At 68.4% G+C, this 13,471-nt stretch carries 13 protein-coding genes; 7 read left to right on the forward strand and 6 right to left on the reverse strand.

The window, feature by feature from the left end; translation table 11 throughout:
* Positions 1–87 precede the first annotated feature (87 nt).
* On the forward strand, positions 88–741 hold the full coding sequence (locus AC07FJ_RS03810) for an ANTAR domain-containing response regulator (RefSeq protein ID WP_361414715.1): 654 nt from the start codon (positions 88–90) through the stop codon (positions 739–741).
* A gap of 16 nt (positions 742–757) precedes the next feature.
* On the opposite strand, the gene AC07FJ_RS03815 is transcribed toward AC07FJ_RS03810, so the two are convergent.
* From AC07FJ_RS03815 to AC07FJ_RS03840, 6 genes are all read right to left on the reverse strand, one after another.
* Positions 758–1,486, reverse strand: coding sequence for a thioesterase II family protein (locus tag AC07FJ_RS03815; protein WP_479044866.1), 729 nt, complete (start codon positions 1,484–1,486; stop codon positions 758–760).
* Positions 1,483–2,478: a DMT family transporter gene (locus AC07FJ_RS03820; protein WP_479044869.1), complete on the reverse strand. Its 996-nt coding sequence runs from the start codon at positions 2,476–2,478 to the stop codon at positions 1,483–1,485. Before AC07FJ_RS03820 ends, AC07FJ_RS03815 begins: the two co-directional genes overlap by 4 nt.
* Positions 2,465–3,100, reverse strand: coding sequence for an alanyl-tRNA synthetase (locus AC07FJ_RS03825; RefSeq protein ID WP_479044870.1), 636 nt, complete (start codon positions 3,098–3,100; stop codon positions 2,465–2,467). Before AC07FJ_RS03825 ends, AC07FJ_RS03820 begins: the two co-directional genes overlap by 14 nt.
* 98 nt (positions 3,101–3,198) lie before the next feature.
* Positions 3,199–4,155, reverse strand: coding sequence for a chlorinating enzyme (locus AC07FJ_RS03830; RefSeq protein WP_361414723.1), 957 nt, complete (start codon positions 4,153–4,155; stop codon positions 3,199–3,201).
* Positions 4,156–4,291: 136 nt separating this feature from the next.
* Entirely contained in the window at positions 4,292–4,546 is a 255-nt protein-coding gene (locus tag AC07FJ_RS03835) for an acyl carrier protein (protein WP_468292830.1), read from the reverse strand.
* A gap of 1 nt (position 4,547) precedes the next feature.
* Complete coding sequence (locus tag AC07FJ_RS03840; RefSeq protein WP_479044874.1) at positions 4,548–6,143, reverse strand: amino acid adenylation domain-containing protein; 1,596 nt, start codon at positions 6,141–6,143, stop codon at positions 4,548–4,550.
* A 344-nt stretch (positions 6,144–6,487) separates the two neighbouring features.
* Between AC07FJ_RS03840 and AC07FJ_RS03845 the strand changes: the two genes are divergently transcribed.
* The 6 genes from AC07FJ_RS03845 to AC07FJ_RS03870 all read left to right on the forward strand — a co-directional run bounded on the left by AC07FJ_RS03845 (position 6,488) and on the right by AC07FJ_RS03870 (position 13,404).
* Positions 6,488–7,972 carry a cation:proton antiporter gene (locus AC07FJ_RS03845; protein WP_479044876.1) on the forward strand — a complete coding sequence of 495 codons (1,485 nt, stop codon included), beginning with the start codon at positions 6,488–6,490 and terminating at the stop codon, positions 7,970–7,972.
* 121 nt (positions 7,973–8,093) lie between these two features.
* A complete protein-coding gene (locus AC07FJ_RS03850) occupies positions 8,094–9,314 on the forward strand; it encodes a branched-chain amino acid ABC transporter substrate-binding protein (RefSeq protein WP_479044878.1) in 1,221 nt (406 codons plus the stop codon).
* 133 nt (positions 9,315–9,447) lie between these two features.
* Positions 9,448–10,371 (forward strand): branched-chain amino acid ABC transporter permease, encoded by a 924-nt coding sequence (locus AC07FJ_RS03855; protein WP_468292842.1) that lies wholly within the window; start codon positions 9,448–9,450, stop codon positions 10,369–10,371.
* Positions 10,368–11,735 carry a branched-chain amino acid ABC transporter permease gene (locus AC07FJ_RS03860; RefSeq protein WP_479044881.1) on the forward strand — a complete coding sequence of 456 codons (1,368 nt, stop codon included), beginning with the start codon at positions 10,368–10,370 and terminating at the stop codon, positions 11,733–11,735. Before AC07FJ_RS03855 ends, AC07FJ_RS03860 begins: the two co-directional genes overlap by 4 nt.
* Positions 11,735–12,640: an ABC transporter ATP-binding protein gene (locus AC07FJ_RS03865; protein WP_479044883.1), complete on the forward strand. Its 906-nt coding sequence runs from the start codon at positions 11,735–11,737 to the stop codon at positions 12,638–12,640. The genes AC07FJ_RS03860 and AC07FJ_RS03865 overlap by 1 nt, the downstream gene beginning before the upstream one ends.
* Before the next feature lie 2 nt (positions 12,641–12,642).
* Entirely contained in the window at positions 12,643–13,404 is a 762-nt protein-coding gene (locus AC07FJ_RS03870) for an ABC transporter ATP-binding protein (RefSeq protein ID WP_468293409.1), read from the forward strand.
* Positions 13,405–13,471 lie beyond the last annotated feature (67 nt).

The raw sequence follows: 13,471 nt of genomic DNA on the forward strand, positions 1-13,471 counted from the left end.
GGTTGGCGGTTACCCGCCGTGCCCCTACCTTACAGGAGCTAGGTAGGCTCATGGGGAGCTGTGCCAGCCTTGGAACGAGGAGCCTACGTGACCGCCCCCGAGTCGCCCCAGCCCGTCGCCGACGACGACAAGTCGCACGTCCCGCCGCTGACGACCCGCGTCGTCATCGCCGAGGACGAGGCCCTCATCCGCCTCGACCTGAAAGAGATGCTCGAGGAGGAGGGGTACTCCGTCGTCGGTGAGGCCGGTGACGGTGCCCGCGCCGTCGAACTCGCGCGGGAGCACCGGCCGGACCTCGTGATCCTGGACGTGAAGATGCCCGTCCTCGACGGGATCTCCGCCGCCGAGAAGATCGCCGAGGAGTCCATCGCCCCGGTGCTGATGCTCACCGCGTTCTCCCAGCGCGACCTGGTCGAGCGGGCGCGGGACGCCGGGGCCATGGCGTACCTGGTGAAGCCGTTCAGCAAGAGCGACGTGGTGCCGGCCATCGAGATGGCGGTGTCGCGGTTCGCGGAGCTGAAGGCGCTGGAGAAGGAGGTCGCCGACCTCTCCCAGCGCCTGGAGACGCGCAAGCTGGTGGACCGGGCGAAGAGCATCCTGCAGACGCAGTACGGCCTGACGGAGCCGGCCGCGTTCCGGTGGATCCAGAAGACGTCGATGGACCGGCGCATGTCGATGCAGCAGGTCGCGGAGGCGGTCATCGAGGACGCCGAGGAGAAGAAGGCGGCCAAGGGTCAGTGACCGCCGGGCGGGCGGGTCAGGCGGGTTGGGCCACGCTGGCGGTGAGCCGTCGGGTGATGAGGTCCGCCAGGGCGGGTGCCTGCTCGGTGAGGTAGAAGTGGTCGCCGGGGAAGGGGACCAGTTCCGTGGTGGAGGCCGAGCTGCACCGCCACATGGTCAGCTGATGCTGGCTGAAGGAGTCCTCGGTGCCGTAGCAGACGACGAGGGGGCTCTCGGTGACGTTGCTGCGGAGTTCGCGGACGAACGAGTCGCAGACGCCGAAGTCGGCCCGCAGGGTGCGGGCGGTGCGCTGCCGTAGCTGTGGGTGGGCGAGGATCTGGGGGTCCAGGCCGCCGAAGCGGGCGCCGGTGCGCAGGATGTCCTCGTCGTCGGCTTCGAGTGGGTTCCCCTCGAAGAGCGGGACGGCGCACTGGGGTCCGGCGTTGGCCGAGGCGAAGAGGGTGGTGCACTGGGCGGGGGAGGCTTCCCGTTCCAGTTTCGCGGCGAGGGCGAGCGCGAGGTAGGCGCCCATACTGTGGCCGAAGAGGGCGAAGTGCCCGGTCACGCCCGCGGCGGGGAGTTGCTCGGCGAGGTCGGTGAGGGCTGCTTCGGCGGTGGTGAGGGGTTCTTCGCGCCAGCGGCGGCCGCGGCCGGGGAGTTCGAGGGGGACGGGGGTGATGGCCGGGGGCAGGGCGGCTATGAGGGGGGAGAAGACCTGGGCTGATCCGCCGGAGTGGTGCAGGAGGACCAGGGGGGTGGGTTTCATGGGGGTGTCTCCCGTTGTTCCGGTGTCTTCGTCGTGGGGCTGCCGTTGCGGTGGCGTGCGTCCACCCAGCGTCCGGCGATGGCGGACAGCAGGATGAGTCCGCCGCCGAGGATCTGGACGGGTCCGAGGTGCTCGTCGAGGAGGATGACGGCGAAGACCGCGGCGAAGAAGGGCTCCGTGGAGAGGACCAGTCCTACGCGGGTGGGGCTGGAGGCGCGGGCGGCGTGGAGTTGGACGAGGAAGGCGAAGGCTGTTCCGGCGATGCCGAGGTAGGCGATGACCAGCCAGGCGGAGGTGGGGAGTTGGGTGATCTGTGCCCATGACCGGCCGGGCTGGAGGAGGGCGACCAGGAGGCCGCCGGCGGCGACGACCCAGAGCTCGATGGCGGTGACGCGGAGCAGGGACAGGTCGCGGCCTTGGGTGCGGGCGCTGAAGAGGACGATCTGGCCGGCGCGGATGAGGGCGGCGGCGAGGATGATCAGGTCTCCGCTGCGTATGGAGAGGCCCTGGTGGAGGGTGAGGAGGGCGCAGCCGGCTACGGAGAGCAGGGTGAGGGGGTAGATGGTGCGTGCGATGCGGACGCGGAGGAAGAGGCGTTCCGCGAGGGGGACGAGCATGACGGAGAGGGCGATGAGGAAGCCGGCGTTGGAGGCGAGGGTGTAGCGGACGCCGAGGGTTTCGAGGAAGAGGATGGCGAAGAGCAGGATGCCGAAGAGGCAGCCGAGGAGCACTTCGTCGCGGGTGACGTGGCGCCAGAGGTGGAGGGAGAGGGCGGTGATGGCGAGGGCGCCGAGGGCGAAGCGGAGGAAGAGGAAGGCCGGTACGGAGATGTACTGGCCGGTCCACTGCATGGCGACGTAGGTGGAGCCCCAGACGATGGCGACGCCGAGGACGCCGAGGTCGGCCGTCCAGGCGCGGGTGGGGCGGTCGGTTTTCGGGGGGTGGGGCAGGGGGGCGGTGTCCTGGGGGACGGTGGCCTTAGAGGTGCTCAACGGTGTATCCCACCTTCAGCACACCGCTTTTGACCTTGATGGAGCGCAGGGAGAAGCCGGTGAGGCGGCCCAGTGAGGTGACGTGGGTGCCTCCGCAGGGGTCTTCCCCGACGCCGTCGATGGTGATGATCCGCTGGTCGCCGCGGTGGTCGGCGTGGACCTTGTGGTCGGCGGCGATGGCCTTGCGGGTCTGTTCCTCGATGGTGGCGGCGAGGTGCTGGAGGTCGGGCTTGTCGTCGCCGGCGTCGAACTCGATGCGGGCCTGGCCGGGGAAGTGGTTGCTGACACGATGGCGGAATCCCGCCTGTCGGATGAAGGAGTCGACGACGTGGCCGCAGGTGTGGAGGGCGGCGTGGCGGAGGCGTAGTTCTTCGTCGATGGTGGTGGTGACTTCGTCTCCGGCGGTGGCGTCGGTGTCGCAGGAGAGACGTACGGTGTGGCCGGGGGCCTCGGGGTCCTTGAAGGGGCGTGCGGGTGCGGTGCCGACGGTGCCCGTGTCGCTGGGCTGTCCGCCGCCCTGGGGGTGGAAGATGTTGTGTTCCAGCGTGATCCAGGGCCCGTGTTCGCTGTGCCCGGTGTCGAGGACGCGGGTGGTGACGCTGAAACGGTAGGTGTCTTCCAAGTACAGGTGATGCTGCCGCAACGGGGGCCTCCGGGCCTGGCTTTGTCAGTGTGCCGCTGCCGGCGGGGCGGGGGTGCCGTCCCGCCGGCTCGCGGGTGTCAGAGTGAGCGCGGGACGAATTCGTAGCCGCGCTGACTGCGGGTGGCTATGCGGTTGATGCCGTACTCGTCTTTACCAGAAACGAGTACGGCCCCGTAGTTGTCGAGGGGGATGCCACCGCCGTATTCGGCCACTTCCTCGGTGCCGGGGTAGACCTGTACTTGGGTGGGGACGTAGCGGGCGGCGAAGCCCATGCGGTAGTCCTTCTTGCTGCCGGTGTGGGGCAGGGAGGCGTGCATGAGGGTGGACCAGAAGATGACGCACTCGCCGCGCTTCATGACGAGGGGGAAGGCCTGGGACTCGTCGGGCTTCCAGTTGGGGTCCTTCTGGAGCTGGCGGTAGTCGTAGCCGAAGAAGCCGCGCCTGACGCCGTCCTTCTCGACGGCGTTGACGGCGTCGGGGTTGTACTCCATGGGCTTGGACTCGTCGTAGTTCATGTGGCGGTGTGTGCCGGGCATGAGCTGGAGGCAGCCGTTCTCCTTGGTGGAGTCGGTGAACGCCGTCCAGACGGTGATGGTGCCGCCGAAGGCGGGCTGGCCGTCCTGGGAGGGCCAGAGGATCTGGGGCTTCTTGCTGGCGTTGGCGAAGGTGGAGGCCTGGTGCCAGTCGGTGCCTTCGTCGCCGGGGTACTTGGGGAAGAACTCGGTGCGCCAGCAGAGCACGTCGGGGCCGAGGATGGAGGCGACGCGGTCGACGATCTCGGCCCTCATGATGTGTTCGGAGAGCAGGTCGACGTCGAGGTGGCGGTCGTAGTTGGAGATGTTGGTGACGCCGCCGAGGGCGTCGTTGGGGTAGATGGCGTGGGAGCGGTCCGGCAGTTGGCGCCGGATGGTGTTCCAGCGCTCTTCCATTTCCTCGGGCTCGTAGATCTTGATGGGGCCGATGTATCCGTCGCGCTCGAACTGCTCGAGCTGCTCGGGGGTGAGGCGGAAGTCGGTCTGTTCCGAGGTGGTCATGCGGGCTCGTCCATTCTCTTGCGCCGTCGTGGGACGGTCGTGTGTACGGAGGAGTGGTTCGCTTCTCGGTTTCTGCTGCCGGTCCGGGTGCTGTGGGGTGTGTGGTCCAGCGCTGGAGTGCTGGGGGGCCGGAGGGTCAGTTCAGGCGGCCGGCGAGGTGGGCGGCGGCTTCGGCGAGGGTGCCTTCGAAGAGGGTCTGGATGTCGTACTCGGCGCCGAAGCGTTCCTTCGCCTGCTGGTTGAGCTGGAGGGCGAGCATGGAGTGTCCGCCGAGGTCGAGGAAGTTGTCCTCGGGGCGGATGGCGGGGTCCTCCAGGAGTTCGGCGACCCAGTCGAGGGTGGCCTTCTGGACTTCGGCGGTGCGCGCCGAGGGGCTCAGGGTTTCCGACACGTCATTTCCTTTCTCGGATTGCCTGGAATGCCTGGACCACTGCGGTCCGGTCGACTTTTCCGTTGACGGTCCGGGGTAGTTCGGGGAGGGGGAGGTATCTGCCGGGGTGCATGTAGGACGGCAGTCGCTCCTTGACGTGGGCCCGCAGGGTGCGGGCGTCCGGTGTCCCGCTTCCCGGTGGGGTGGCGTAGGCGCAGACGAGGCGGGTGTCTCCGGGGGCGAACGTGTGGGCGAAGACGACGGCGTCGAGTACGGCCGGGTGGTCGCGTACGGCGCTTTCCACGTCGCTGAGCTCGATGCGGTGGCCGCGTAGTTTGACCTGGAGGTCGGCGCGGCCGTGGTAGACGAGGGTGTCGTCGGGGCGGCGGGTGACCAGGTCGCCGGAGCGGTAGTAGCGGCGCGGGGTTCCGTCGGCGGGGTCGGGTGCGGTGGGGAAGCGTTCGGCGTTGAGTTCGTCCCGGTGGAGGTAGCCGTGGGACACCTGGGTGCCCGCCAGCCAGAGCTCTCCCGGTTCGCCGGGTGCGGCTTCGCGGCCGTCCTCGGTGACGACGCGGGTGTGCAGGCCGGGCAGGGGGTGGCCGATGACGGAGTCCTCGCCGGCGAGTTCCTGTTCGGTCCAGGTGTGGAAGGTGGCGTGGACCGTGGTCTCGGTGATCCCGTACATGTTGACGAGCCGGGGGCGGGTGACTCCGTACCGCTTCGCCCAGGGGCGCAGGACCGGTGGGGTGAGTTTCTCTCCGCCGAAGACGATGTAGCGGAGGCTCGTGAGGTCGTGGCCGGAGGCCAGCGCGGCGTCGGCGAGGGCGCCGAAGGCCGTCGGGGTCTGGTTGAGCACGGTGATGCCGTGTTCTCGTACCGCTTTCAGGCATCCGTCCGATGTGCGGGCGCTCCAGTGGGGGAGGATGACGAGTTCGGCTCCGGTGGAGAGGGGTCCCCAGATTTCCCATACGGAGAAGTCGAAGGCGAGGGAGTGGAAGAGGAGCCACTTGTCCTCGGCGGTGAACTCGAAGAGCCGCGCGGTGGAGTGGAGGAGGGCGGCGACGCTTTCGTGGCGGACGGGTACGCCTTTGGGGCGGCCGGTTGTTCCGGAGGTGTAGATGACGTAGGCGGTGTCGTCCGGCTGCGGGCCCGTGTCCGCGGGTAAGGGGCGCGAGGGCGTGCTGTCGCGCAGGGCCGTCACCTCGTCGACGGTGATGACCGGCAGGCCGGGGGCGAGGAGGTTTCCGGTGGTGTCTCCGATGAGGGCGGTGGCGCCGCTGTCCTGGAGGATGAAGTCGTTGCGGGTGCGGGGGTTGCGGGTGTCGAGCGGTACGTAGGCCGCTCCGCAGTGGAGGACGGCGAGTATGGCGGCGATGGCTTCCATGCTCGGTGGAATGCGGAGGGCCACGCGGTCGCCGCGGCGTATTCCGTGGGTGCGTAATTGTTCGGCGAGGGCCAGGGACCAGTCGTTCAGCCGGGTGTAGGAGAGCGTTTCTCCTTCGAGTGCCAGTGCCCTGCGTGTGGGTGCTGTGGCGACGGTCGAGGCGAGGATCGAGGTGAGTGTCCGGTCCTCGGGTGTTTCTCCGAGGCCGGTGGGCGCCATCTCTGTCTTGCGCACAACGCTCCCTGGGGTTGGGGGAGTTGCTCGTGGAACAGAAGAACGGATGTGCTCGAACGTCGGTCATGCTGCCACAAACGGTCGACGATCAATCAGTGAGCGGCCCGATGTGGTCTTCATCACAACCTCGTTCGAGCTGGCTTGTTCATGCTTGACTTTCATTCGGTCATGTGACGCTGGCCTGGTCCCCATTCGGGACAGGAGCGGCGCCGACGTCTTGTCGGGCCGCGGCCTCCGGTGTTCCTCTCACGAAGATCCGCGCTTCCAAACGGTGTTCCTCGGTTCCCTGGTGCGAGCCCGCTGTGCTCTTCCGCCTCCGTAATCAAGGAGATTCGTTCGTGGTGATGCGTTCTGCTGCCCGGCGTGACCGTCGCGCCCTCTACGTCGCGATCGGTGTCACGGTCGTCCTGCCGCTCGTGGTGATCGCGTTAGCCGCCGCCCGGGCTTCCGGTCCGGACTCCGGGGCGGGACGGGGTGCCGCCCCGGCGGGCGGGCTGGACGGGGCGGGTCACTTCCTCCTCGCGGCCGGTGTGGTGCTCGCCGCCGCGCACCTCGGCGGCGCCGCCCTCAAGGCCCTGGGGCAACCCCGGGTGATCGGTGAGATCTGCGCGGGCCTGCTGATGGGGTCGACCCTGCTGGGGTGGCTCGCCCCCGGGTTCAGCGCATGGCTCTTCCCCTCCCAGGCACGGGACATGATGAGCGGGCTGGCCCAACTCGGGCTGGTGGTCTTCATGTTCGGAGTGGGCCGGGAGCTCTCCACGATGCGGCTGCGCGGGGCGGCCGCCCGGACCGTACTCATCAGCCAGGCCTCGCTCTTCGTGCCGTTCGCCGTCGGCGCGGTGATCGCGCTGCCGCTCGTGGAGCGCCATCTCGGGCCGGCGGGGCATCCGCTCGCCTTCGTGCTGTTCGTGGGCTGCGCCCTGAGCATCACGGCGTTCCCGGTGCTCGCGCGCATCCTCTCCGACATCGGCGCCACCAAGACGCGCACCGGTCAGCTCAGCCTGTTCTGCGCCGCGGTCGGCGACGCGGGCAGCTGGCTCCTGCTGACCGCGATCCTGGCGCTCTCGCACGGCGCGGGCATGGGCCCGCTGGCCGTGCAGGCCCTCCTCCTCGCGGTCGTGGTGGCGATCTGCCTGGGACCGGTCCGGCTGCTTCTCGCGCGGTGGGCGGAGAAGAGGGACAGGGCGGACGGCGGTGGCGGTGTGGTGGCCTTCCTCGTCGCGGGGGTCATGGCGGCGGCCGCGCTGACGGCGGCGCTCGGCGTCCACCAGCTCATCGGGGCCATGCTGGTGGGGCTGGTGTGGCCCCGGCACCACCGGGTCGCGGCGGTGGCCGTCGAGGGCGTGGCCGGGGTCGCCAAAACGATCCTGCTGCCGTTCTTCTTCTTCGGTTTCGGTCTGACCGTGAACCTGAGGGACCTGAGCTGGGGCGCCGGCACCCTGCTCACGCTCGTCGGCCTGCTGGTGTTCGCCATCGTGTCGAAGGTGGCGGGCGCGGGGATCTGTGCCCGCCTGACGGGCATGCCGTGGCCCGCCGCCCTGGGGCTGGGCGTCCTGCTCAACGCCCGTGGCCTGACCGAGCTCGTGGTGATCCAGATCGGTCGCGAGGCGGGCCTGATCGACGACAGGATGGCCGGACTGCTCACCCTGGTCGCCCTGGTCACGACCGTGGTGACGAGTCCCGTGCTGCGCTGGATGGGTCCCCGTGCCCTGGGTGAGGCGTCGCGCCCCGGCTCCGGGGAGGAAACAGTTCCGGCCGCCGTCGGTGCGGGTGAGGGGCCCGGACGGCTGGATCTTGTGGTTCGCTCTGACTTGTCCGATTCTCGGTAAGGTGCGTACCGCATTCCGCACATGACGCAGGTCACGGGCGGATCACACATCGTCGGCTCACCTATACGGGTGGCTCATCGCACGATTACATTCCCCGCACACCGCACTGACGCGCGGTTGGGTGTGGAGGGCGCTCCGCCCGCTGCACGCGCTTACAAAAGTCAGGCGCTTCTGGGGGCCTTCTGTGCTGAACAAGAACATCATCCGGTTCGCCATTCCCGTGGCTGTGGGCGCCTTGGCGCTCACTGGTTGCAGCAGTGATTCCGGAGGCGGCGGTGACGCCCTGAAGATTGCTTTCCAGGGGCCGCTCTCCGGTGACAACACGGCGCTGGGGGAGAACGAGGAGAAGGGCATCAAGCTCGCCATCGAGCAGGCGAACGCAAAGGGCGACCTTCCCTTCAAGATCGAGTACATGGCGGTGGACGACCAGGGTCTCCCCGAAAAGGCCACCGCCGCGGCCCAGAAGGCGATCGACGACCCGAACGTCGTCGCGCTGATCGGGCCCGCATTCTCCGGACCGACCAATTCCGCCGCGCCTCTGCTCGGTGACGCCGGTCTCGCCTCGCTCTCCGCTTCCGCAACGCGTGGAGACCTGACCGAGCAGGGTTTCAAGACCTTCCTCCAGGGCGTTCCCAACGACAACGCCCAGGGTGCCGGAATGGCCACCTACTACGCGAAGAAGCTGAAGCCGAAGAAGGTCTACCTGATCGACGACAAGTCCGACTACGGCGTCGGGCTCGCGGGGATCGCGGAGAAGGACCTCAAGGCCGCCGGCGTCGAGGTCATCAAGAAGTCCGTCCCCGCCAAGACCCCGGACTACAGCGCCACCGCCAAGGACGTGGTCAACTCCAAGGCCGACGCGCTGATTTACGCGGGCTACTACCAGGACGCCGCGCCGTTCGCCAAGAAGCTCGTCGAAGCGGGCTACAAGGGTGCCGCGATTTCCGGTGACGGCACGAACGACATGAAGTTCATCGAGCTCGCCGGTGCGGCCGCGAACAACTGGTACCTGACCTGCCCGTGCACCGACGCGAAGGTCGAGGAGAACACCAAGAAGTTCACCGAGGAGTACCGAAAGAAGTTCAAGGTCGACCCGGGCACGTACTCGGCCGAGGCCTACGACCTCACCAACATGGTGATCGCGGAGCTGAAGAAGCTGGGTGACAAGCCGGACCGGCAGGCGGTGTACGAGGCGCTGAAGAAGGCTTCCTACAAGGGCATCACGAAGGAATTCTCCTTCGACGAAAAGGGTGCGCTGAAGATTCAGGACGTGTTCCTGTACCAGGTGAAGGACGGAAAGATCGCCTACCTGGGCCCGGTCGAGGAGCTGGCCGGAAGCTGATTTCCGGAAGCGGGCCACATCTCCGGCCGGGAGTGTGGCCCGCAGCCGATCGCTTGTCTGCGCTGCGCATCGGACCCCACGTATGCGCACACCGCTTCTCCGGCCGCTCAGCTCCCACAAGGAAGTCAGCAAGATGTCCCTCAGTGAATTCTGGGACTATTTGGTCCTGGGGGCGGTGCTCGGTTCCATCTATGCCGTCATCGCCATCGGTTACACACTGGTCTACGGCGTACTGCAGCTGATCAACTTCGCGCACAGCGAGGTGTTCATGTTCGGTGCGTACGGCGGCCTCATATCCCTCACCCTGGTTGCTCCCGGAAGCAACCCCTCAGGTGTGGCATCGGTCGGATACGTCGCCCTCGGTCTGACCGCCGGCGCCGCTTTCGGAGCCCTCACCGCCTACGGTCTGGAAAAGGTCGCGTATCGGCCACTGCGCCGGCGCGGAGCGCCCCGCCTGATCTTCCTGATCACCGCCATCGGCGCGTCCTTCTTCCTCTACAACCTCGCGGGCAAGCTCTTCGGCCGCGACCCGCTGCCGATGCCGGAGGCGTACAAGAACGAGCATGTCCTCACGGTCTTCGGGGCCACCCTGAACGTCACCCAGCTGCTGCTGCTGGGCTCCGCGGTCGTCATGATGATCGCCCTCGACCTGTTGGTGAACCGTACGAAGCTCGGCGCGAGCATCCGGGCGGTCTCCCAGGACGCCGAAGTCGCCGCACTCATGGGCGTGGACATCGACAAGGTCATCTCCCGCACCTTCGTGATCGGCGGCGTGCTCGGCGGAGCGGCGGGCTACCTCTACGGCACCTTCCTCCAGGTCAAGTTCGACATGGGCTTCATCCCCGGCATCACCGCGTTCGCCGCGGCAGTGGTGGGCGGCATCGGCAACATCCGGGGGGCGATGCTCGGCGGCCTGATGCTCGGCATCGTCGAGACGCTGACCGTTCCGCTCCTCGGCGGTGAGTGGCGCCATGTCGCCGCGTTCACCGTGCTCATCATCGTGCTGATGTTCCGGCCCACGGGAATTCTCGGCGAGCGTGTGGGGAGGACGGCATGACCACGGACACTTCGGTGAAGAAGCCCATGACGGCGGCGGCGAAGCTGCGCCACGTCGCGTGGTACCAGCAGCCCCGCTGGCAGCGGCTCGGCGCCCTGCTGGCGCTCGGCGTGGTGCTCACCGTGATGGTGGGGGAGCAGGGCAACACCCGGGACATCTTCTACTCCCTCAGGACCAGCTTCACCGGCGTCAACCTCTGGGTGATCCTGGCGCTGGCCGTCGCGATCTGGTGCGTCCGCGAGTTCACCTCCGGCCTGCTGACCAAGGCGAACGAGCGGGCCAGGTCGCTGGCCGCCGGCGCGGCCGGCGGGAAGCTGGAGCAGGCGCGCACGGTGGTGCGGACCCAGCCGAAGGTGCGGTGGGGCCTCCTCGCCGCCGTGCTGCTGATCGTCCTCCTGGTGCCGGGGCAGCTGTCCGGCTACTGGCAGACCGTGCTCGTCGACCAGGTCGCCATCTACGCGCTGCTGGCGATCGGCCTCAACGTGGTGATCGGCTGGGCGGGCCTGCTGGACCTGGGCTTCGTGGCGTTCTTCGCGGTCGGCGCGTACAGCGCCGCCTTCTGGACCGGCGCGCTGCCCGTCGAACCGCCCGTCGTGCTCAACAACTTCCTGGTCATCCCGGTCGCGGTGGTCACCTGCCTGATCGCGGGCATCCTGCTGGGCGCGCCGACGCTGCGGCTGCGCGGCGACTACCTCGCCATCGTCACCCTGGGCTTCCACGAGATCGTCTACCTGGTGGCCAAGAACGCGGACGGCATCACCAACGGCTCGGCCGGCGCCCGGCAGATCCCGAAGTTCTCCGCGTTCGGCTACCAGTGGTCGCTGGAGCGGATGCCGTACTGGTACCTGCTGGTGACGCTGATCGTGCTCATGGTCGTGATCTTCGTCCGGCTGGAGCACTCCCGGGTCGGGCGGGCCTGGACCGCCATCCGCGAGGACGAGGTGGCGGCCGCCGCGAACGGCGTGGACACGGTGAAGTTCAAGCTGATGGCGTTCGCCATCGGAGCGTCCACCTCCGGTATCGCCGGTGTGGTCTACGCGAGCAAGGTCGGCTACTTCAACCCCGAGAACTTCGCCATCCTCAACTCCATCCTGGTGCTCGCCTACGTCATCTTCGGCGGCATGGGGTCGCTCCCGGGCGTGCTCATCGGCGCGGCCGTCCTGGTGTGGCTGCCCGAGGCGCTGCGTGACTACGTGGAGCCGTCCGACCGGTACATGTACCTCGGTGCGCTGCTCGTGGTGATGATGATCTACCGTCCGCAGGGCGTCTGGCCGTCCCGCCGTCGCCAACGGGAACTGAAAATGGCGGACGAAGGACTCGGAGAGGCCGATGCCATGACCGAGCGGGCGGGAGGCAAGCTGTGATGGCCACCAAAGTGACGAGTGGCGAGGCGCAGGCCGGGCGACCGGAGGCCCCGGACGCCACCACGGTCCTGGAGACCTCGGATCTGACCCTGCGGTTCGGCGGTCTGACCAGCCTGGACAAGGTCGACCTGTCCATGCGGCGGGGCGAGATCCTGGCGGTGATCGGCCCGAACGGCGCGGGCAAGACCTCGCTGTTCAACTCCCTGACGGGTGCCTACACCCCGCAGGAGGGCAGCATCACCTTCCACGACAAGGACGGTGGGCACCACCAGCTGCTGGGACGCAAGCCCCATGTGGTCAACCGCCTGGGCCTCGCGCGGACGTTCCAGAACATCCGCCTGTTCTCGGCGCTGACCGCGCTGGAGAACGTGAAGATCGCCGCCGAGACCCGGCTGAAGGCCGGGCCGGTGTCGATCATCCTGGGTCTGCCGAACGCCCGGCGGGCGGAGCGGCACAGTGACGAGCGGGCCCACCGGCTGCTGACGTTCGTGGGCCTGGAGGACAAGCTCAACGACATCGCCGGGTCCCTCAGCTACGGCGACCAGCGCAGCCTGGAGATCGCGCGGGCGCTGGCCACGGAACCGCAGGTACTGCTCCTCGACGAGCCGGCCGCCGGTACGAACCCGACGGAGAAGCTCCAGCTGGAGCAGCTCATCCGGCGGATCAACACCGAGCTGGGCGTGAGCGTGCTGCTGATCGAGCACGACATGCGGCTGGTGATGTCGGTGGCGGACCGGGTCATGGTGCTCAACTTCGGCAAGAAGATCGCGGAGGGCACGCCGAGCGAGGTGCAGCGGCACCCCGCCGTCATCGAGGCCTATCTCGGATCGTCGGCCGAGGACGCCGAAACGGTGCAGAACATCATCGCCGAGCGGTCGGCCTCGGACGCGGAGGAGGGGCAGTGAGCGTGACGACGGATCCGGCGAGCCGGGCGGAAACCGAGGGGACGGCCGGCGTGCCGCTGCTCGAACTGAGCGCCCTGCGGGTCTCCTACGGTGCGATCGAGGCGCTGAAGGGCATCGACCTCAGGGTGAACGAGGGCGAGATCGTGGCCCTGCTCGGAGGCAACGGCGCGGGCAAGACCACGACGCTGCGCACGGTCTCCGGCATGCTGCGGCCGAGCGCCGGCGAGGTGCGGCTGCGTGGCGAGCGCATCGACGGCATCAAGTCGCACGAGCTGGTCCACTTCGGGATCGGGCACGTGCCGGAGGGCCGCCGGGTCTTCCCGCGGATGTCGGTCCTGGAGAACCTGGAGATCGGCGCCTACCGCTTCTCGTCGGTGGACTCCGGGGACCTGGACCGGATCTTCGGGCTGTTCCCCCGGCTCGCGGAGCGGCGGACGCAGCTCGCGGGCACCCTCTCGGGTGGCGAGCAGCAGATGCTGGCGATCGGCCGGGCCCTGATGGGCAAGCCGGAGCTGCTGCTGCTCGACGAACCGTCCATGGGGCTCGCCCCGCTGATCGTGCAGCAGATCTTCGAGATCATCCGCGACATCAACGAGCAGGGCACCACGGTGCTGCTCGTGGAGCAGAACGCCACTCAGGCGCTGGGGCTCGCCCATCGCGGCTATGTGCTGGAGACCGGGTCGGTGTCGGTGGACGGAGAGGCGCGGGACCTGCTCGCCGATTCCCGGATCCGGGCCGCCTACCTCGGTGAGGGCGCTGCCTGACCTGATCCGCCGGTACGGGAGCCGGGGGAGCCTTTCGGGGCTCTCCCGGCTCTCGGCTGTTCCGGTA

The organism is Streptomyces sp. NPDC045998, from assembly GCF_056430285.1.